The 19,932-nt window shown below is 69.3% G+C and carries 17 protein-coding genes; 13 read left to right on the forward strand and 4 right to left on the reverse strand.

The window, feature by feature from the left end:
• Positions 1-24: 24 nt before the first annotated feature.
• From ssuE to ABT078_RS07500, 5 genes are all read left to right on the forward strand, one after another.
• On the forward strand, positions 25-633 hold the full coding sequence (gene ssuE, locus ABT078_RS07480) for an NADPH-dependent FMN reductase (protein ID WP_351224822.1): 609 nt from the start codon (positions 25-27) through the stop codon (positions 631-633).
• A 51-nt stretch (positions 634-684) separates the two neighbouring features.
• Positions 685-1,719, forward strand: a complete 1,035-nt coding sequence (locus ABT078_RS07485; protein ID WP_351224824.1) for an ABC transporter substrate-binding protein — start codon at positions 685-687, stop codon at positions 1,717-1,719.
• A 4-nt stretch (positions 1,720-1,723) separates the two neighbouring features.
• The gene (locus ABT078_RS07490; protein ID WP_351224826.1) at positions 1,724-2,560 is read left to right on the forward strand and encodes an ABC transporter ATP-binding protein; all 837 of its coding nucleotides are present in this window, start codon (positions 1,724-1,726) and stop codon (positions 2,558-2,560) included.
• A gap of 251 nt (positions 2,561-2,811) precedes the next feature.
• The gene (locus ABT078_RS07495) at positions 2,812-3,567 is read left to right on the forward strand and encodes an ABC transporter permease (protein WP_351225071.1); all 756 of its coding nucleotides are present in this window, start codon (positions 2,812-2,814) and stop codon (positions 3,565-3,567) included.
• 84 nt (positions 3,568-3,651) lie between these two features.
• Complete coding sequence (locus tag ABT078_RS07500) at positions 3,652-5,007, forward strand: LLM class flavin-dependent oxidoreductase (RefSeq protein ID WP_351224828.1); 1,356 nt, start codon at positions 3,652-3,654, stop codon at positions 5,005-5,007.
• A gap of 80 nt (positions 5,008-5,087) precedes the next feature.
• Here the strand turns inward: ABT078_RS07500 and ABT078_RS07505 are convergent, their stop codons facing one another.
• The 4 genes from ABT078_RS07505 to ABT078_RS07520 form a co-directional block, all read right to left on the reverse strand.
• Complete coding sequence (locus tag ABT078_RS07505; protein WP_351224830.1) at positions 5,088-6,518, reverse strand: gluconokinase, GntK/IdnK-type; 1,431 nt, start codon at positions 6,516-6,518, stop codon at positions 5,088-5,090.
• An 11-nt stretch (positions 6,519-6,529) separates the two neighbouring features.
• Positions 6,530-6,964, reverse strand: coding sequence for a DUF7144 family membrane protein (locus tag ABT078_RS07510; RefSeq protein WP_351224832.1), 435 nt, complete (start codon positions 6,962-6,964; stop codon positions 6,530-6,532).
• Between the two features lie 124 nt (positions 6,965-7,088).
• Complete coding sequence (locus ABT078_RS07515) at positions 7,089-7,625, reverse strand: hypothetical protein (RefSeq protein WP_351224834.1); 537 nt, start codon at positions 7,623-7,625, stop codon at positions 7,089-7,091.
• Between the two features lie 119 nt (positions 7,626-7,744).
• A complete protein-coding gene (locus ABT078_RS07520) occupies positions 7,745-8,269 on the reverse strand; it encodes a hypothetical protein (protein WP_351224836.1) in 525 nt (174 codons plus the stop codon).
• Positions 8,270-8,615: 346 nt separating this feature from the next.
• Between ABT078_RS07520 and ABT078_RS07525 the strand changes: the two genes are divergently transcribed.
• From ABT078_RS07525 to sbnB, 8 genes are all read left to right on the forward strand, one after another.
• On the forward strand, positions 8,616-9,341 hold the full coding sequence (locus ABT078_RS07525) for a response regulator transcription factor (protein ID WP_351224838.1): 726 nt from the start codon (positions 8,616-8,618) through the stop codon (positions 9,339-9,341).
• Complete coding sequence (locus tag ABT078_RS07530; protein ID WP_351224840.1) at positions 9,338-10,825, forward strand: sensor histidine kinase; 1,488 nt, start codon at positions 9,338-9,340, stop codon at positions 10,823-10,825. The genes ABT078_RS07525 and ABT078_RS07530 overlap by 4 nt, the downstream gene beginning before the upstream one ends.
• 57 nt (positions 10,826-10,882) lie before the next feature.
• Positions 10,883-11,284 carry a hypothetical protein gene (locus tag ABT078_RS07535; RefSeq protein ID WP_351224842.1) on the forward strand — a complete coding sequence of 134 codons (402 nt, stop codon included), beginning with the start codon at positions 10,883-10,885 and terminating at the stop codon, positions 11,282-11,284.
• Positions 11,281-11,508 carry a hypothetical protein gene (locus ABT078_RS07540; RefSeq protein ID WP_351224844.1) on the forward strand — a complete coding sequence of 76 codons (228 nt, stop codon included), beginning with the start codon at positions 11,281-11,283 and terminating at the stop codon, positions 11,506-11,508. Before ABT078_RS07535 ends, ABT078_RS07540 begins: the two co-directional genes overlap by 4 nt.
• Before the next feature lie 457 nt (positions 11,509-11,965).
• Positions 11,966-14,494, forward strand: a complete 2,529-nt coding sequence (locus ABT078_RS07545) for a Pls/PosA family non-ribosomal peptide synthetase (RefSeq protein ID WP_351224846.1) — start codon at positions 11,966-11,968, stop codon at positions 14,492-14,494.
• A 16-nt stretch (positions 14,495-14,510) separates the two neighbouring features.
• The gene (locus tag ABT078_RS07550) at positions 14,511-17,813 is read left to right on the forward strand and encodes a non-ribosomal peptide synthetase (RefSeq protein WP_351224848.1); all 3,303 of its coding nucleotides are present in this window, start codon (positions 14,511-14,513) and stop codon (positions 17,811-17,813) included.
• A 24-nt stretch (positions 17,814-17,837) separates the two neighbouring features.
• Positions 17,838-18,842 (forward strand): TauD/TfdA family dioxygenase, encoded by a 1,005-nt coding sequence (locus tag ABT078_RS07555; RefSeq protein WP_351224850.1) that lies wholly within the window; start codon positions 17,838-17,840, stop codon positions 18,840-18,842.
• Entirely contained in the window at positions 18,839-19,915 is a 1,077-nt protein-coding gene (gene sbnB / locus ABT078_RS07560; RefSeq protein ID WP_351224852.1) for a 2,3-diaminopropionate biosynthesis protein SbnB, read from the forward strand. Before ABT078_RS07555 ends, sbnB begins: the two co-directional genes overlap by 4 nt.
• Positions 19,916-19,932: the final 17 nt, after the last annotated feature.

The following is a 19,932-nucleotide window of genomic DNA, read 5'->3' on the forward strand; positions in this document are numbered from 1 at the left end:
GAACGCCCGTTGAAGGAGACCGCGTTGTCCAGGCTGCTCGCCATTTCCGGAAGCCCGTCCGCCACCTCACGCACCGCCCTGGTGCTGGAGCACATCGTCCGGCGGCTGTCGCGCGCCGGGCTCGACGCAGCACACCTGGCCGTACGGGACCTTCCGCCGGCGGAGCTGCTGGCGGGCCGGACCGGCCACGCCGCGCTGTGCCGGGCGCTGCACGACGTGGAGGCCGCCGACGGCCTCATCATCGCCACACCGGTCTACAAGGCCTCGTACACAGGCCTGCTCAAGGCGTTCCTGGACCTGCTGCCGCAGGCCGGGCTCGCCGGCAAGACGGTGCTCCCCCTCGCGACCGGCGGCAGTCCGGCTCACGTCCTGACCATCGACTACGCCCTGCGCCCGGTGCTGTCCGCCCTCGGTGCACGGCACGTCGTCGCCGGCCGGTTCCTGCTCGACACGGCGATCGAGCGCCGGCCCGGCGGTGGCGTCCGTGTCCAGCCCGAGGCGGAGGGGGAACTGTTGCGGGCGGTCGAGGACTTCGTCGACGCGCTGCCCGCCGACTCCAGCCTCGGCGCCGTTTCCGCACCCGGCGCCGGTTCAACCCTCGGCGCCGCTTCCGCCCTCAGCGCCGCCTCCTAGCACGGCACGAACCCGCCGCGCTCCCGCCCCGCCTCGAAAAGGGAACCACCCATGCCCACGTTGACAGCGACATCCCGACGCCAGTTCCTCACCCTGCTCGGCATCTCGGCAGCCGCGGTGAGCTGCGGCCGGGCGACCGCCGGGGACGCCGCCGGCTCGGCTCGGACGAAGACCCTGCGGTACCAGGGAGCGGCAGGCCAGGTCACACTGCCGGAACTGGCCGAGGACCTCGGATTCCTCGGGGACGTGACACTCCGGTGGATCGGTAACACGATCAGCGGCCCGCAGGACATCCAGTCCGCCGCCACCGGCCAGACCGACTTCGGCGGGGCGTTCAACGGCGCGGTCGTCAAACTGGCCGCGAGCAAGGCCCCCATCAAGGCCGTCGTCAGCTACTACGGATCCGACCGCCACGCGTACAGCGGCTACTACGTCCTGGACGACAGCCCGATCCGTTCGGCCCGTGATCTGATCGGCAGGAAGGTCGGGATGAACACGCTCGGGGCCCATGCCGAGGCGATGCTCACCATCTATCTGCAACGCAACGGACTGTCCCCGGCGGACATCGACAAGGTCGAGCCGCTCGTGGTGCCGCCCGTCAACACCGAACAGTCCCTGCGCAGGCGGCAGATCGACGTCGCCGTCCTCGGTGGCATCCTGCGCGACAGGGCCCTGGCGACGGGGGGCATCCGCCCGCTGTTCACCGACCATCAGCTGCTCGGCGCCTTCAGCGCGGGGACGTACGTCATGACCGACCGCTTCATCGAGCGCAACCCCGACACGGCCCGGACCTTCGTCACCGCCGTGGCCAGGGCGATCGAGTGGGCCCGCACCACGCCGCGCGAGGAGGTGGTGGCCCGGATGACGGAGATCGTGAACAAGCGGGGCCGCAACGAGGACACGGCAACGCTGAAGTACTGGCGCTCCTACGGCGTCGCCGAGACGGCAGGGCGGATCACGGACGAGCAGTTCCAGCTGTGGATCGACTGGCTCGGCGAGCGCGGCGACATCGCCAGGGGCCGGATCAGGGCGTCCGACCTCTACACCAACGAGTTCAACGCGTACGGCAAGGGAAGCGGGAGCTGAGGGCATGAGCGGGTCCACCACACCGAAGATCGTGTTCGAGCGTGTGCGCAAGACGTTTCCCCTCAAGGACCGTACGGGCGCGCGGCAGACCACCGGGTTCACTGCGCTCGACGGCATCGACCTGCGGATCGGGGCAGGCGAGTTCGTGGTCGTCGTCGGCCCCAGCGGCTGCGGCAAGTCGACGCTGCTGGATCTCCTGGGCGGCCTGACTCCGGTCACGTCCGGGCGGATCCTGCTGGACGGTGTGCCGGTCACCGGACCCGGCGTCGACCGGGGCATCGTCTTCCAGCAGTACGCGCTGCTGCCCTGGCGCACGGCACAGGGCAACGTGGAGTTCGGGCTGGAGGCGACGGGCGTGCCGCGCCGTGAGCGCGCGGAGCGGGCGAGGGCCCATCTGGAGCTCGTGGGCCTGTCCGGCTTCGAGGACCGGCATCCGCACGAGCTGTCGGGCGGCATGCGTCAGCGGGTCGCCATCGCCCGCAGTCTCGCGTACGACCCCGATGTGCTGCTGATGGACGAGCCGTTCGCGGCCCTGGACGCCCAGACCAGGGAGTCCCTGCAGGACGAGCTGCTGCGGATCTGGCAGCGCACCGGCAAGACGATCGTGTTCATCACCCATGGCATCGAGGAGGCCGTTTATCTGGGTCAGCGGGTGGCGGTCCTGACCTCCCGGCCGGGGCGCGTCAAGGAGGTCGTACCCATCTCGTTCGCCTCCCGCGGCGCGACGGACGATCTGCGGTCGAGCCCGGAGTTCGCGCACTACCGGCACACGATCTGGGAGCTGCTGCACGACGAGGTGGCCAGGGCCCAGCAGTTGGAGAAGGAAGGCGTTGCCGTATGAGTCCCGTGAGTCCCGTGAGTCCCGTGAGTCCCGTGAGTCCCGTGAGTCCCGTGAGTCCCGCAGCCGACACGCGTACGGCGCCGCGAGGTGCCACCGCAACCGCTGCCACCACCGCGAACCCTGCCACCACCGCGACGACCGCGCCGGAGAAGTCCGCGGAGCGGCCGTCCGACGTCATCGCTGCGTCACCCGGCGGATCGGGGCGCCGTGCCGACCGGATCCCCCGTCCCCTGCGCCGGCCGCTCCGGCTGATGCTGTCCGCCGCCACCAGGTCGGCCGCGGTCGTGGCACTGCTCCTCGTGTGGGAGACCGCGCCCAGGCTCGGGCTCGTCGACGCGACCTTCCTCCCGCCGTTCAGCGACGTGGCCGTCGCCTGGTGGGAGCTGCTGGCCGACGGGCAGCTCGCCGACGACGTACGGGCCAGCCTGGTGCGCTCGTTCAGCGGATTCGGCCTGGCGGTAGCCGTCGCCGTACCGCTGGGGCTGCTGATCGGCTGGTACCGGCCGGTGGCGGATCTGCTGGGGCCGCTGCTGGAGGTGTTCCGCAACACCGCGGCGCTGGCTCTGCTGCCGGTCTTCGTCCTGCTGCTGGGAATCGGGGAGACCTCCAAGATCTCCATCGTGGTGTACGCGTGCACCTGGCCGATCCTGCTCAACACGATCAGCGCGGTCCGCAACGCCGATCCGACGCTGGTGAAGCTGGCGAGGTCGATGGATCTGTCCGCGCCCCGGCTGTTCCAGAAGGTGATCCTGCCGTCATCCGTGCCCGCGATCTTCACCGGCATCCGGCTGGCCGGGGCGGTGTCCATCCTGGTGCTGGTGGCCGCCGAGATGATCGGCGCCAAGGCGGGGCTCGGCCATCTGATCAACGCCTCGCAGTACAACTTCGCGATCCCGCAGATGTACGCGGGCATCATCACGATCTCCGCGATCGGAGTGATCTTCAACCAGGTACTGGTGGCCCTCGAACGGCGGCTCAGCTCCTGGCGCGTGCCCGCCTCTGGCTGATCCCGTGCCGCCCGCCGGCTCCGGACCGACTTCGGGGCCTGACTTCTCCACCCCCTTCCGTCTCCGCTCCTGCCGAGGAATCCCATGCCGTCGCACCCCCGTCACCTGCATCTCAACGCCTTCCTGATGAACACCGGTCACCATGACGCCGCCTGGCGGCACCCCCGTACCCAGCCCGAACGGGTCACCGATCTGCGTTACTTCCAGGAGCTCGCGCGCACCGCCGAGCGCGGCAAACTCGACTCGATCTTCCTGGCCGACGGCCTCGCCCTGTGGGGCAAGGTCCGGCACAACGCGCTCGGCGGCTTCGAACCGCTCACCCTGCTGTCCGCGCTGGCCGCCGTGACCGAGCACGTTGGCCTGATCGCCACCGTCTCCACCACCTTCAACGAGCCCTTCCACACCGCCCGCAAGTTCGCCTCCCTGGACCATCTCAGCGGCGGACGGTCAGGCTGGAACATCGTCACCTCCGGCACCGTCGACGAGGCCCGCAACTTCGGGCAGGAGGAGCATCTGGAGCACAGCCTGCGCTACCGGCGGGCGCGCGAGTTCGTCGAGGTGGCGACGAAGCTGTGGGACAGCTGGGAGGACGACGCCGTCGTGCTCGACCGGGCGGGCGGCATCTACGCCGACACCGAGAAGGTGCGGCGGATCGACCACCGCGGCGAGTACTTCGGCGTACGAGGGCCGCTGAACGTGCCGCGCGCGCCGCAGGGCCATCCGCTGCTGGTGCAGGCCGGCTCCTCCGAGGACGGCAAGGAGTTCGCCGCGGAGTACGCCGAGGCCGTCTTCACCGCCCAGCAGAGCCTCGCCGGCGGCCAGGCCTTCTACAAGGACCTCAAGTCCCGGCTGGCCAGGTACGGCCGGACCGAGGACGAGCTGAAGATCCTTCCCGGGATATGCCCGGTGATCGGCTCCACGGAGACCGAGGCCCGCGCCCTGGAGGCGGAACTGACCGAGCTCCAGGTACCGGAGTACGGGATCGCGCAGCTGTCCGGCATGCTCGGCGTGGACCTCGGCGGGCTGCCGCTGGACGGCCCGCTGCCCGAGCTGCCCGACGAGCGGGACATCAACGGCAACAAGAGCCGCTTCACCCTGGTCGCCGAGCTCGCGCGCCGCGACGGCCTCACCCTCCGGCAGCTCATCGCCCGGCTCGGCGGCGGCCGTGGCCATCGTGTCTTCGCGGGCACACCGGAGCAGATCGCCGACCAGTTGGAGGAGTGGTTCACACAGGGCGCCGCCGACGGCTTCAACATCATGCCGCCGCTGCTGCCCAGCGGGCTCGTGCACTTCGTGGACCAGGTGGTACCGGAGCTGCAGCGCCGGCGCCTCTTCCGTACCGACTACACCGGACGCACCCTGCGCGAGCACTACGGCCTGGCCAGACCCGCGAACCGGTTCGGCAGGACACCGGTCGGCGTGCGGGGTCGCGCCGGTTGACCGGGGCGCGGGTCGTCCGGTTCACGCCCAGCCCCGGCGGGCGGCGTGCCGGCCCAGCTGGACCCGTGTGTCGATCGGCCTCAGGTCGAGGTCCCCCACGGCGTCAGTCCCCAGCGGAGCACGTGCCGGGAGCCGGGGTCGAGGGCGGCGACCGCCGTGCCGCTGCGGAAGGCGTCCGGCGGGCAGGACATGGCCTCGACGGCGACGCTGCGGCGGCGCTCGGCCTCCGGAAGCGTGTCCCCGGTGAACACCTGCACGTACTCGGCGCCTTCACCGAGCCACAGCTCGACGCCGTGCTGACCGGAGGGATGCGCCAGCCGGACGGCGACCCGGCCGGAGGAGTCGCGGTCGAGCCCCGCGAACGCCGTGTCCAGGGCCAGGTCGCCGATGGGCCTGGCGGTACGGAAGTCGTAGGACGTGCCCTCGACCGGCTCGCCGGCGACCGGCAGGCCCCGCTCGTCGGTGCGCAGCCACTGTCGTGCGGGCACGGTCAGCACCGCCTCGTCCACCAGGTCGGTGCCGACCGTGAGATAGGGGTGCTGACCCGCTCCGTACGGCGCCACGGTCTCCCCCAGGTTCGTCGCGGTGACGGTGACGGCGAGTCCTCCGGGGCCGAGCCGGTACTCGGCGGTGATGCGGAGAAGGAAGGGGTAGCCGGGCTGGGGGAAGAGCGTGGTGCCGGCTCGCACCACGTCCTCACCGTGCTCCAGCAGGTTCCAGGGGGTCCAGCGGAGCAGGCCGTGGATGGCGTTGCTCCTCGTCGGCTCCGTCAGGGGGAGTTGGAGGTCCAGGCCGTTCCAGGTGTAGCGGCCGCCGCCCACTCTGTTGGGCCAGGGTACGAGGAGTTGGCCGCGGCCGCCGGTGATCGGTGTGTGGGCGTCGAAGCCGGCCAGCACGGGCCGCCCGCCCACCGAGTAGTGCCGCAGGGCGCTTCCCAGCTGTGCCACGACGGCCGTGTGGGGGCCGTGGCGCAGTTCCCACTGCTCGCCGGTGGCGTACGCCGCGGCCTGGCCCAGGAGCGGGACGACGGCTTCGACGACGGCCTCCGGCGGCCGGTCCACCGGCACCACCCACACATCTTCGTCGGGGGTGGGCTCCTCGAGGTCGGCGAACTGGCTGTCCAGCAGTTCGGCGGGGAAGAAGTGGCCGTGCCTGGCGGCCAGGCGGGAGCGCAGGAGTTCCCGCGAACCCTTCAGGTACACCAAGCGTGTGCGGGGGCGGCCGGTGAGCAGGTAGTCCCGGTAGGCGCGTTTGAGCGCGGAGCATGTCACCACGACGGGGCGACGCGCGGCGACCGCCTCGTCGATCCGCCCGGCAATGGTGTGGAGCCATGGCCGGCGGTCCTCGTCGGTGAGCGGCACGCCGGCAGCCATCTTGGCCCGGTTCGGCGGGGGATGGAGGTCGTCCCCCTCCAGGAACGACCACCGGAGCCGGTCCGCGAGCATGCGCCCGACGGTGGACTTTCCCGATCCCGACACACCGACGACGAGAAGCGCGAGGGGTGGCGTCACGGCGTTCGGTGTCAGGTGCCCGACGGGCGCGGAGCCGCACAGAGCGCCCAGATGATGAAGGCGTCGACCGCGATGAGGACGAGGGCCCAGAACGGCGTGTAGGGCAGCCACATGAAGTTCGCGAGCATGGCGAGTCCGGCGAGCACGACACCGACGGCCCTCGCCCAGGTGGCGCCCTTGAACAGCGCGAGCCCCGCGACGATGAGGACGATCCCGAGGATCAGATGGATCCAGCCCCAGCTCGTCAGGTTGAACCTGAAGACGTAGTTGCGGGTGGCGAAGAACACATCGTCGTTGGCGATGGCCGATATGCCCGCGAAGAGGGCCATGAAGCCGCCGAAGACCATCAGGACCGCGGCGAACACCATCCACCCCGTCGCGAAGCCGTTCCCGCGGGCAGTGGGCGCTGCGCTGCCTTGTTGGCTTCCGCTCACATGACTGGCCATGGTCGCTCCTTCCGCGCGTCCCGCCGGTTGCCGGCGGGACGCGAGCGGACGTTCGGTTACCTCCAATCTCGGCCACGGCGGCGCGGATCGCACCTCGAGCACCGCCCTGACGTACCGAACGTGATCAGCCGGCTTCGAAGGGCAGCGCCGCAATCACCTTGCCCAGCGCGGGCGGCGGCGCCGGGTCGCCGGTCACGACCTCACGGCCGCCGTGGCTGATCGCGTACACGCGCCCGTCCGGGACCGGCTCGCCCATCGCGATCCGGGGCAGATGCGGGAAGTCGGCGTCCGCCAGCGCCGCGCGGAGCGCGGCGAGTTCGACCGGTTCCATGCGGCCGGACGCCACGGTCTTGCCGCGGATCAAGCGGGTGTACGAGCCGTCACCGCTCACGATGACACTTTCGTGGCGGCCGTCGATGCCGCCCGTCAGGGTCGCGGCGACCAGTTGCTCCTCCTTGCCGGTGAGCGCGGCGGTGGGCGAAGGGGACACCGACGGCGGCTCGGACGACGGAGGCCGGGACGGAGGCGGCGGCGGGGACGTGGTCGCCGGCGGACTGCTCGCGGTGCCGTGCCCTTCGTCCGTCGCCGCGTCCGTCCAACTGCACCCCGACAGCAGCAGAACCGCTGTCAGGAGCCCGGTGGCGCCCGGCCTACGTCTCATGCCCCCACCCTGCTTCCCTGTACCGCATCGACGGTCACGCGCCGCTTCCGCAACGCGCGCTTTCCGCAACGAGGATGCCCGAGCATGCGTTCGTGCAGGAAGCGATTCGGCAGGCGCCGTCAGCCGGAGACGTAGGCGATCAGTTTGGCCATGTTCCCGGTGAAGGCCGAGGAGGTGATCCCGAGCGCGCTCTCCTGCGGCTGGTAAGGCGCCTCGCCGGCGAAGTCGTGGATGTAGTTCCAGCCGCCGATGGGCAGTTGGGCGTCGACGAGGGCGAGACCGGTGCGCTCCGCCGCGCGGTAGAACGCCTCGTCGCCGGTGGCGTGGTAGGCGTCGAGCATGCTGTGGCCGACGGTCGGGGTACCGGGCGGCTGGACCCAGCACATGGTGCGCCGGGCCTCCATCTCGCCCCAGGTGGTGGAGAGATCGGACAGGTAGCTCCACACGTACGCACCCCGGTACGACACGTGCTCGTCCATGAAGACGGCCGCGCGCCTCATGGCGGCCGGGACGGTGCCGGTGGCGGCACTGGCGGAGCCCGACTGCCGCAGCTCCGCGGCCTGCGCCTGGCCGGACTGCAGGCCGCCGGCCAGGGAGGCGAGGACGGGCGCTGCGGCGAGCCGGGCGAAGGTGCGGCGGGACATGGCGGTGCCGGTCGGGCCGGCGGATCCAGCGGTTCCGGTAGGTCTCAAGGAGGTCGCCTCCAGGCATGACGGAACGGTTCGCGGGGGGTGGGATCGGCGCCGGGCTCAGGCCTATCACCCGTCGTTCGCGGGACTCAAGGGTTCGCACAGATGAATCTTGTTCAGATAGCTGATCCATGTGAACCGTATGACCGATCCAAAGCAACCGCGGTTCATGTACCTGAACCGAGAGGGGCTCCGAAGCGCACCTCCCGAACCCGGCCCGACCTGCCGCGAGGCGGCCACTACGATGCCGACGGGGCCGGCCCCGGAGACCGGAGGCTGCGAGCCCGCAGGACAGTCGAGGGTGGGAGCGAGCGGATGGACGGTGACGTCGGCCGGGGGGCGCGTGCTGGTCGTGGACGACGATCCGGCGATCCGGCGTTCGCTGGAGCGAGGGCTCCGGCTGGCCGGTTTCGCCGTTTCGCTCGCCGAAGGAGGAGGGCCCGCCCTGGCCCACGTACGGCACCGGCAGGCCGATGTCCTCGTCCTGGACGTCTCCATGCCGGACATCGACGGCATCCAGGTGTGCCGAACCCTGCGTGACGACGGCAACGACGTGCCTGTCCTGATGCTGTCCGCACTGGATGAGACAGCGGACCGGATCGCGGGACTGCAGGCAGGTGGCGACGACTATCTGGTCAAGCCGTTCGCGTTGCAGGAGCTGGTGCTGCGACTGGAGGCGCTGCTCCGTCGGCGGCCGGCGAGGGACACGGACGTGGTGCGTGTCGGTCCGCTCGTGCTCGATCCGGCGGCCCGCGAGGCCCGCCTGGGCGGGGAGCTGCTGTCGCTGACCCGACGGGAGTTCGAGCTGCTCGAGGTCCTCGCGCGCAATGCGGGGATCGTGCTCACCAGGGACCAGCTGCTCGACCGCGTCTGGGGATACGACTTCGGGGTGCGCACGGACGCCGTCGACACCTTCGTCAGTTATCTGCGGCGCAAGCTGGAGAGCGGCGACCGTCCACGGTGCCTCCGCACGGTGCGCGGAGTCGGTTTCGTCCTGCGCTGGGACGACAGGGGGCAGGGCTCATGAAACTGTCCACCCGTATCGCGCTCGCCGTCGGCATCACCGTGCCGCTGCTGGTCCTCGCGGCCGGCTGGGTGCTGCTCCAGCTGGTCGCGCGCGATCTGCATGCGGAGCAGGACGCCCATCTGCGGGAGCGGGCGGCGCACGTCGCGGCGGATGCCCGCCGGCTGCTGCGGGTCACCGCGGCCGACCGGTCCGCGGCGGTCGCGCAGGCGCGCGAGCGGCAGCTGTACGCCTCCGCGCTGGACGTCGGCATCCGGCTGACCGGGCCGCAGGGAACCGTGTCGGGCGGCCCTCAGCCCAGCGCTTCCGTACCCCTCCCGGCCGGCGCAACCGGGCCGGTCACCGTGGAGGACGGGAACGACGGCTGGCGCGTCCTGTCGCTCCGCGTACGCGGAGCCCGGCCGGGCGTCGACGGCACGCTGTGGCTGTTCTCACCCGACACCGCGAGCCGGGCCCAGCTGACACTCGTCCGGAGGCGCGTGGTGACCGTGGCCCTGCTGGCCGCTCCCGTGGCAGGGCTGCTGGGCCTGGCGGTCGCCTCCCGCGCGACCCGCCCGCTGCGCCGGCTGCAGCAGCGCACCAGCGGACTCGACCCGACGGCCGATGCGGCGAGGCTCGAGCACGCTCGGACCGGTGTCACCGAGGTCGACGACCTCGCCAGGACCCTGCAGACGGTGCTCGCCCGGTACGACGAGCAGGCCGCCAGAACCACGGGCGCTCTGGCCACAGCCAGGTCGTTCGCCGCCGCCGCCGCGCACGAGCTGCGCACCCCCCTGATGAGCATGCAGACGAACCTGGAGATCCTGACCGAGCACCCGGACCTCGGAGCGTCGGAACGGACGGAGGTACTGGCGGATCTGCACAGCGAGCACACGCGGATGCTGGGCCTGCTGGTGATGCTGCGCGAACTCGGACGGGGCGACCTGGTCGAGGCCGATGCCTTCGGCCCGGTGGACCTCGCGGAGGTGATCGACGCAGCGGTGGCCGACGCCCGGCGCAGGCATCCCGAGGCGGAGATCGTGATCCCGGACGCGCCGCGACCGAGCGTGCACGGATGGGAGCCCGGGCTGCGTACGCTCGTCGACAACCTCCTGGCCAATGCCCTGGTCCACGGGCGGAGCGCCGACGGTCGGGCGCGCATCGAGCTGGGGCTGAGAGCGGGCGGGCACCCTTCGCAACCGGTCGCCGTCCTGACGGTGGACGACCGCGGCCCCGGCATCCCGCCCTCGCGGCGCGAGGCGGTGTTCCACCGCTTCACACGCGGACCGGACAGCCCGGGCTCCGGACTCGGCCTCACCCTCGTCGCACAGCAGACGGCCCTGCACCGCGGCAGCGTCCGGGTTCAGGACCGGCCGTCCGGCGACGGCACCCGGTTCGAGGTCAGGCTCCCGGTACGCGGGCAAACCGTGCCGTCGCTCCCGGCCGATCGGGACTGGCTGATCGGAACGGCTCAGCACCCACAAGGTTTCCACAAAATCGGCTCCTAACTTCTGGCCGGGCGGCGGGCACAAGGGCTTCGCCGCCGTTTCAGAAGGGAGACCGCCATGACGACCGCAAAGACCGCTGCCACTCTGGCCTTCACCGCCGTCGCGGCCCTGCTCGCCACCACGGGAGCGGCCTCGGCCGACACCGGGACACCGGCGCCGGCGAGCACGCCGACCGGCGATGGAGCGAAGGCGCTGTGCAAGCGGGTGCCGAAGATCGACAAGCGGCTGGAGCGGGCCCTGGACCGGCTGGGCGGCGACGCGACGCAGCGCGGTTCCATCAGCCGGCTGGAGAAGCGCGTCGAGAACGCCGGGAAGGCCGGTCACACCGAGATCGAGACCTACCTCAACGACAAGCTCACCTTCCGCCGTGCGCTCGTCCCGACGCTGGAGAAGCGCCGGAAGGACCTGGCCGCGGTGAAGTCCTGGTGCGAGGCGAACAGCGACGGAGCCGGGAAGTGACGGCCGTCCGGCGCACCGCCGTCGCCGTGGCGGCTGCCGCCGTCTGTCTCACCGGCCTCATGGGCATCACCGGCTGCGAGCAGGGTGGCGACGGAAAGAGCAGCGGGCCGGCCGGTGATTCGGCGACCACCCATCCGGCCGAGGTCGCGGAGATGCAGGAACTGGTGGATGCCGCGGAATCGGCCGCCGCCGCTGCGGAATCCGCAGCGCGCGATGACGACTGAGAAATCGGATTCAGGAAATTCCGCTCAGGGGATAACTCGGGACCGCGTGTTCGAGGATCGTCGCAAACTTTGCAGGAATTTTCCTGCCGGAGTCGACAACGGCGGGGAATAGCGGTCCCGAATTCGTCGTTGATCATGGTTGTATGCATGCTGGTCGGCATCAGTCCCGGGTTACTCCCGGGTCGGCCCCCACGCCGCCGGACGCTCTCTGCCGGGGCGTCCGGCCCAGGCGGGCGCCCCGGGCGCGGGCGACAGCCACCCCATCACCCGTACGATCGAGTTCGAGTGGCAACCCGACGGTGGACGACGGAGACTGGAGATCGTCGTTTTGTGACCCAACAAGGGCTCACGACCTCGCGGCTTCGGGATTACCGGCTCCGCCCGCCGCCGGAGCGCGAGGACACCGGATGCCGGCCTTGCCGGACGACGGTGGCCGACATCTCCTCAAGGAGCTCGCATGGCGGAAAAATCTGTCGAGGTGGTGACGCCGGGGCCGGATGAACCCGCGATTGCGGATCGCGGATATGCGGGCCCTGCGACGAGCACCGAGAAGAATCTTGCCGAGGTGCTGGCTGACGTCGTGGCTGTGAAGCGAGTGTCGGTCAACAGCGACTTCTTCGAGGACCTGTGTGCTAACTCGCTGGTAATGGCCCAATTCTGTGCACGGGTCAGGAAGCGGGACGACCTGCCGTCGGTGTCGATCAAGGACATCTATCACCACCCGACGATCCGGAGCCTGGCGACAGCCCTCGTCGACACGGCCGCCACGTCGGTGGACTCACAGGTGCCGACGCCTGCCGAGGAAGTGCCACCGGGCAGCACCGTGCGGTTCGTCCTCTGCGGAGCGGCACAGTTCGCGATTTTTCTCGGCTATTGCTCCCTCGCCGGAGTTGTCGCAGACCAGGGCTACGCGTGGGTATCCGAAGCGACAGGTCCGGTCGACACCTACTTGCGGACGGTTGTTTTCGGCGGCACCGGCTTCGTGGCCATGTGCGTCTTCCCGATCACGGCCAAATGGGTCCTGATCGGCCGGTGGCAGACTCGTGAATTCCCGGTCTGGGGTCTCACCTATATGCGCTTCTGGACCGTCAAGGTACTCATCCACGCCAACCCGATGATCTTCTTCCCCGGAAATCCGCTGTACGTCCTGTACCTGCGGGCTCTCGGGGCGCGGATCGGCGAGGGTGTCACGATCCTCTCCCGCACCGTTCCTGTCTGTACCGATCTGCTCACGATCGGCGCCGGCACGGTGATCCGCAAAGAGGCGCACTTCCTGTGCTACCGGGCGCACGCCGGACGTATCCAGACCGGCCGGGTCACGCTCGGCCGGGATGTCTTCGTCGGCGAGAAGACCGTGCTCGACATCCACTCGTCCATGGGCGACGGTTCCCAACTCGGCCACACGTCCGCGCTGTACAGCGGTCAGACGGTGCCGGCCGGTGAGCGCTGGCACGGTTCCCCGGCCCAGCCCGCGGACGTCGACTACGTGCGGGTCGCACCCGCGCAGTGCGGCACGCTGCGGCGGGCGGGCTACGGCCTGGTGACCGTGCTCCAACTGTTCGTGTTCTACCTGCCGCTGACCATCGGGGGCGCCTACATGGTGCTGACCGAGATTCCGGCCCTCAAAAGGGTACTGGGCCCGGGAATGGTGGAATTCACGGCGGCCGGAATCTATGTGGACGCGCTGGCCCTGTCCTTCGTACTGTTCTTCGGCTCCCTCCTTCTGGGCCTCGCCGTGCTGCTCACCGTTCCGCGCCTCATGCATGTGGCGATCAAGCCGGACAAGGCCTATCCGCTGTACGGCCTGCAGTACTCGCTGCACCGGGCCGTTTCCCGTATGACCAACGTCAAGATCTTCATATGGCTCTTCGGTGACAGTTCCTACATCATCCATTATTTGCAGGCTCTCGGATACGATCTGTCCCGGGTCGAACAGACCGGATCAAATTTCGGTTCCAGGGTTCTGCAGGAGTCGCCGTACCTGAGTGCGGTCGGCAGCGGGACGATGGTGGCCGACGGGCTGTCCATCATGAATGCCGACTTCTCGAGCACATCCTTCCGGATTTCTCGGGCATCGATCGGTCCGCACAATTTTCTCGGGAACAACATTGCCTATCCTTCGGGAGGCAGGACCGGCGAGAACTGTCTGCTCGCCACGAAGGTGATGATTCCGCTCGACGGCGACGTACGCGAGAATGTGGGCCTGCTCGGCTCGCCGTGCTTCGAGATCCCCCGATCGGTGGAGCGCGACTCCCGTTTCGACCATCTCAGGTCAGGGGGTGAACAGCACCGCCATCTCGCCGCCAAGAACCGTTACAACATCCGCACGATGGGATTCTGGCTGTTCGTGCGCTGGATGCACGTCTTCGGACTCACGCTGCTCGGCCTCGCCACCGTCGATATGTATGGAGTATTCGGGTTGCTGATGATCGCCTTCTACCTGGCAATAGCCCTTGCCTTCACCGCGGTCTACTTCACCCTGGTGGAGCGCCTCATCACGGGGTTCCGTCGGCTCGAACCGCAGTTGTGCTCCATCTACGATCCGTACTTCTGGTGGCACGAGCGCCTCTGGAAGGTTCCTGACGAATACCTCGCCGCATTCAACGGAACCCCGTTCAAAAACATCGTCTGGCGAATGCTGGGAGTCCGGCTCGGCAAGCGTGTCTTCGACGACGGATGCGCTCTGACGGAACGTACGCTCACCACGATCGGGGACGACTGCACCCTGAATCTGTCGAGCAAGGTCCAGTGCCACTCGCAGGAGGACGGCACGTTCAAGTCCGAATACAGCACGATCGGTGCGGGCTGCACCCTCGGCGTACAGGCACACGTCCATTACGGCGTGACGATGGGCGACGGCTCGGTACTCGCCGCGGACTCCTTCCTCATGAAGGGCGAGGAAATGCCCCAGCACGCACGGTGGGGCGGAAACCCGGCCACGGAATTGCGAGATGCCCCCTATCAGCCTGCAGTGGCAGAGCGGTGAGAAAGGGGTGGATCCGATGGGAGCGTATGTGAGCGGTTTGGATGCGGGCCGGGAGTTCTGGCGTGGTGTGCTGATGGGTGGGGGTTCCGCGCCGGTGCCGCGGTGGACGGTTGATCCGGTTCCGGGTAGTGCGGTGTATGAGGTGCAGGTGCCGGGTGATGTGGTGGCGGCGTTGCACGGGGTGGCGGATGAGCTGGCGGTGCCGCCGAGTTCGGTGTTGCTGGCGGCGCACGCGAAGGTTCTTGCGGCACTGGTCGGCGAGAGCGAGGTCACGACGGGCTACGCCGCCACCGCGGGTGGCGGGCCTTTGCCGTGCCGGCTGACCACCGCTCCGGCTTCGTGGCGGGGGCTGGTGCGGGGTGCCGGTCGTGTCGTGTCCGAGTTGCTGGTTCACCAGGATTTTCCGGTGGGTGGTCTCGCGGGTGAGCTGGGTTTGACGGGGCCGTTGTTCGAGACGGTCTTTGACGCATCCGGCGCCGGTACGGATGTCGTGGGGGATGAACACACTGCGTTGTGGGTGGGATTCACTCGGTGTGTCGACGGGCTCGTGTTGCGGTTGCGGTATCGGACGGACGTACTGGACGGCGACTGTGCGGCCCGGATTGCCGGGTATCACGTCGCTGCGCTGGGGTTGATCGCTGCTGATCCGGATGCCGAGCATGGGCGGTTGAGTCTGCTGTCCGCCGAGGAGCACCGTTTCCAGGTGGAGGGGCTGGCGGGGCCGCGTCGGGAGCTGCCGGATGTGCGGGTGCACGAGTTGTTCGAGGAGCGGGTGCGGGTGTGTCCGGGTGCGGTCGCTGCGGTGCATGGGGGCCGTGAGTGGACGTATGACGAGTTGAATGCGCGGGCGAATCGGTTGGCGCGGGCGCTGGTGGGGCGGGGGCTCGGGCGCGAGGGTGTGGTCGCGGTCGTGATGGAGCGGAATCTGGACTGGCTGGCGGCGGTGCTGGCGGTGTTCAAGGCGGGTGGGGTGTATCTGCCGGTCGAGCCGCATTTCCCGGCCGGGCGTATCGCCACGACCCTTGCGCGTGCCGGCTGTGGTCTGGTGCTGACCGAGCGGGGCAGTACGGCCACTCTTGACCAGGCTCTTGTTTCGTTGCCGGGTGCCCGGAAGGTGCTGGTCGATGCGGCCTTCGAGGAGGAGCACCCCGACAGTGATCTGGGAGTCGACGTCGCCGCGGGTCAGTTGGCTTACATCTATTTCACGTCGGGTTCGACGGGTGAGCCGAAGGGGGCGATGTGTGAGCACGCGGGGATGCTGAACCATCTCTTCGCCAAGATCGATGATCTGGGTATCGGTGAGGGGCAGGTGGTGGCGCAGACCGCGCCGCAGTGTTTCGACATCTCTCTGTGGCAGTTGGTGGCGGGGTTGTTGGTGGGTGGGCGGACGCTGCTGGTGGAGCAGGACGCGATCTTGGATGTTCCCCGGTTCCTGGACACGGTGGTCCGTGGCCGGGTGGGGGTGTTGCAGGTGGTGCCGTCGTATCTGGAGGCGGTGCTTGCCGAGCTGGAGCGGCATCCGCGCCCTTTGGCGGATCTCCGGTGCGTGTCGGTGACGGGTGAGGCGCTGAAGCGGGAGCTGGCGGACCGGTGGTTCGCGGCTCAGCCGCAAATCAGGCTGGTCAACGCCTACGGGCTGACCGAGACGTCGGACGACACGAACCATGAGGTGATGGACCGGGCGCCGGAGAAGGTGTTGCTGGGCCGGCCGGTGCGGAACGTGCATGTGTATGTGGTGGACGAGCAGCTGGCTCCGGTGCCGCTGGGTGCTCCGGGTGAGATCGTGTTCTCCGGGGTGTGTGTGGGCCGGGGGTATGTGAATGATCCCGGGCGGACGAACGCGGCGTTCCTGCCGGATCCGCACCGTGCGGGTGAGCGGTTGTATCGCAGTGGTGATCACGGGCGCTGGCAGCCCGGGGGGAAGCTGGAGTTCCTGGGGCGCCGCGATGCGCAGGTGAAGATCCGTGGGTTCCGGATCGAGATCGGCGAGATCGAGAACACCCTGCTGCGTGTCCCCGGGGTGCGTGATGGTGCGGTGGTGGTCGCCGAGCGGGCCGATCACAGTCAGCACCTGGTGGCCTTCTACACCGGGCCGCGGCTGCTGGAACCGCAGGTGCTGCGTGACGGGCTGGCCGGGTCGCTGCCGGGTTACATGATTCCGGCGGTCTTCCACTGGCGCGAGAGCCTGCCGCTGACCGCGAACAGCAAGATCGACAAGAAGGCGCTGGGCACGCTCGCCGCGCAACTCGACACCGCCGACACCCGCAGCGCCGACGGCGGGAACGAGGGCCGGCTGCGTGATGCTCCCTCGACCCCGGCCGAGCAGCGCCTCGCGGCCGCCTGGGCCGAGGTCCTCGGCATCCCGGCGGAACAGGTCGGTCGCGGAGACCACTTCTTCGACCGCGGCGGTACCTCACTCTCCGCGGTCAAGCTGGCCATCGCCCTCGACCGGGCCGTCTCCCTCAAAGACATCACCCGCCACCCCCGCCTCTCCGACCTCGCCCAACTCCTCGACAACACGGCCGAGCAGCGCTCCGGACTGCTCCAGCTGCTGTCGTCGTCGGACGGCGCGCAGACCGGTGCCTCCCTCGTGTGCTTCCCCTACGCCGGAGGCAACGCCGCGAACTTCCAGCAGATGGCCAGGGCACTGCCGGGTGGTGGGCCGGCGGTCTATGCGGTCGAACTACCGGGCCACGACCTGGCCGTCGGCACCGAGAGCGAGCCCTTCGCCCCGATGTCACAGGTGGTCGAACAGGTCGTCGACGAGATCGCGCGGCTCGGCCCGACCAGGGTCCTGCTGTGGGGCCACTCCTCGGGCACCGCGTTCGCCGTGGCGACGGCGAGGAATCTGCAGGAGCGCGGGGTGGACGTCGAGCGGGTGTTCCTCGCCGCGCAGCTGCTCGGTGACGCCTCCGACCGACGCGCCGCCATCACCGAACTGAACGGGCGGAGCAACGCGGAGATCGCGGCAGAGCTGAGCGCAGACAGCGGCTACACCGAACTCGGTGAGCTGGTGACGCAGCACGCCGCGCACATCGGCGCCGCCTACCGACACGACTGTGTGTCCGCACACCACTACTTCGCCGACGTCCTTGATGCACCACCGGCGGTGAAACTGTCGGCGCCGGTGACCGTGGTCGTCGCCCCCGATGATCCGTACACGGCCGCGTACCCCGTCCGACACCGCGACTGGCAGCTCCTGGCCGAGCACATCGACCTCCACGAGCTCGCCGACGGCGGCCACTACTTCCTTCGTACCCGTCCGACCGAGGCGGCCAAAGCCGTGCTGAGCGCCGCCGAATGGCCGGCACCCTCCTGAGCCGCGACTGAAAGGAACAACGAGATGTCGTCCTCATCCTCGGCATCACTGCTCGACGTGGAGTCCGAACCCGGGAAGCCACCGGTGCTGCGGGTCGAGACCCCCGTCGACGCGACCGCCTGGGCGGCAGAGCAGCGGGACGCTCTGCGCGCCGTGGTCGCCGAGTACGGTTCGGTCCTGGTCCGTGGTTTGGGTTTGTCCGATGCGGGCGTGGTGGGTGGGGTCTTTCGCCGGCTGGCCACGGGTCTGATGGCCGACCGGGAGGCGTTCGCGCCTCGTCAGTCGTACGCCGAGGGCGTGTACTCCTCATCGACGTGGCCGCCGAACCAGCCGATGTGCATGCACCACGAACTGAGCTACACCCTCCAGCCCCCCGGCCTCATGCTGTTCGCGTGTCTGACCGCACCCACCACCGGCGGGGCCACCGCCGTGGCGGACGCCCCCACCGTGCTCCAGGCACTGCCCGCGGAGCTGGTGGCACGGTTCGAACGGGAAGGCTGGCTGCTGACACGCTCGTACAACGACGAGATCGGCGCATCGGTGGCAGAGGCATTCGGCACCGACGACCGGCCCACGGTCGAGGACTACTGCCGCACCAACGGCATCGAATACGCCTGGCAGCCCGACGGCAGCCTGCACACCCGCCAACGCAGGAGTGCCGTGGTGGCCCACCCGGCCACCGGACAGCGGTGCTGGTTCAACCAGATCGCCTTCCTCAACGAGTGGACCATCTCACCCGAGGTCCGCGAATACCTGATCGAGATGTACGGCGCCGACGGCCTGCCCTTCAACACCCGCTACGGCAACGGCGACCCGATCGCCGAGGACACCGTCCAACTCCTCAACAAGGTGTACGAGGAGAACACGGCACGCGAACCGTGGCAGAGCGGCGACCTCCTGCTCGTCGACAACCTGCGCACCGCACACAGCAGAGAGCCCTACGAAGGACCACGCGAGGTACTCGTCGCGATGGCCGACCCGGTACACCTGGCCGACACGGCACCCACACTCCAGGGAGGTGCGGCATGACCACCGCCCACTCCACCTCCACCGCAAGGGAGTCCGCCATGGCCCAGCCGGTCACCGTGCCCCCGTTCGCCGTGATCTCCGGCGCCCAGGTGCAGAACGTCCTCGCCGGCCGCGAGAAGGACATCGTCGAACTGATCGAGGCCACCTACCACCTGCACGCCGCGGGCGACTCGGTCAACCCGCCCTCCTACTTCCTGCGCTTCCCCGACCGCCCCTCCTCCCGCATCATCGCCCTGCCCGCATCCATCGGCGGACAGGTACGCGTCGACGGCCTGAAATGGATCTCCAGCTTCCCCAACAACGTCCAGGCAGGCATCCCCAGAGCCTCCGCCGTCCTGATCCTCAACGACCACGACACCGGCTACCCCTTCGCCTGCATGGAAAGCTCCATCATCAGCGCCACCCGCACCGCCGCCTCCGCCGCCCTCGCCGCAGACCGGCTCTCCCACGGCCGTCCCCGCCCCACCCGCATCGGATTCTTCGGCACCGGACTGATCGCCCGCTACATCCACACCTTCCTCACCAGCACCGGCTTCACCTTCGAACAAATCGGCATCCACGACCTGTCCCCCGACAGCGCCGCCGGTTTCCGCACCTACCTCGAACAGACCGGCACCACCGCCACCGTCAGCCTCCACGACAACCCCGAGGAACTCATCCGCGTCAGCGACCTCATCGTCTTCGCCACCATCGCCGGCACCCCCCACGTCACCAACCCGGCATGGTTCGACCACAACCCCCTCGTCCTGCACATCTCCCTGCGCGACCTCGCCCCCGAGATCCTCCTCACCTCAGCCAACATCGTCGACGACGTCGAACACTGCCTCAAAGCCGACACCTCACCCCACCTCGTCGAGCAACTCACCGGCAACCGCGACTTCCTCACCGGCACCCTCGACGACGCCCTCACCGGCCGCCTCACCCTCCCCACCGACCGACCCGTCATCTTCTCCCCCTTCGGCCTCGGCGTCCTCGACCTCGCCGTCGGCAAGTACGTCTACGACGAAGTCGCCCGCACCGGACAACTCCACATCGTCAACGACTTCTTCCACGAACTACGACGCCACGGATGAACGTGCGCAAGCCCTGA

Origin of the sequence: Streptomyces sp. NPDC002133 (assembly GCF_040296405.1) — a bacterium.
In the GTDB taxonomy this organism is placed as follows: Bacteria; Actinomycetota; Actinomycetes; order Streptomycetales; family Streptomycetaceae; genus Streptomyces.

Excerpts from the sequence above, each read along its gene's own strand:
- ABT078_RS07515 (WP_351224834.1), bottom strand. The coding sequence starts at position 7,625 with ATGAGACGTAGGCCGGGCGCCACCGGGCTCCTGACAGCGGTTCTGCTG.
- ABT078_RS07500 (WP_351224828.1), top strand. The coding sequence starts at position 3,652 with ATGCCGTCGCACCCCCGTCACCTGCATCTCAACGCCTTCCTGATGAAC.
- sbnB (WP_351224852.1), top strand. The coding sequence starts at position 18,839 with ATGACCACCGCCCACTCCACCTCCACCGCAAGGGAGTCCGCCATGGCC.
- ABT078_RS07535 (WP_351224842.1), top strand. The coding sequence starts at position 10,883 with ATGACGACCGCAAAGACCGCTGCCACTCTGGCCTTCACCGCCGTCGCG.
- ABT078_RS07510 (WP_351224832.1), bottom strand. The coding sequence starts at position 6,964 with ATGGCCAGTCATGTGAGCGGAAGCCAACAAGGCAGCGCAGCGCCCACT.
- ABT078_RS07555 (WP_351224850.1), top strand. The coding sequence starts at position 17,838 with ATGTCGTCCTCATCCTCGGCATCACTGCTCGACGTGGAGTCCGAACCC.
- ABT078_RS07550 (WP_351224848.1), top strand. The coding sequence starts at position 14,511 with ATGGGAGCGTATGTGAGCGGTTTGGATGCGGGCCGGGAGTTCTGGCGT.
- ABT078_RS07520 (WP_351224836.1), bottom strand. The coding sequence starts at position 8,269 with ATGTCCCGCCGCACCTTCGCCCGGCTCGCCGCAGCGCCCGTCCTCGCC.
- ABT078_RS07485 (WP_351224824.1), top strand. The coding sequence starts at position 685 with ATGCCCACGTTGACAGCGACATCCCGACGCCAGTTCCTCACCCTGCTC.
- ABT078_RS07545 (WP_351224846.1), top strand. The coding sequence starts at position 11,966 with ATGGCGGAAAAATCTGTCGAGGTGGTGACGCCGGGGCCGGATGAACCC.
- ABT078_RS07495 (WP_351225071.1), top strand. The coding sequence starts at position 2,812 with ATGCTGTCCGCCGCCACCAGGTCGGCCGCGGTCGTGGCACTGCTCCTC.
- ABT078_RS07490 (WP_351224826.1), top strand. The coding sequence starts at position 1,724 with ATGAGCGGGTCCACCACACCGAAGATCGTGTTCGAGCGTGTGCGCAAG.
- ABT078_RS07530 (WP_351224840.1), top strand. The coding sequence starts at position 9,338 with ATGAAACTGTCCACCCGTATCGCGCTCGCCGTCGGCATCACCGTGCCG.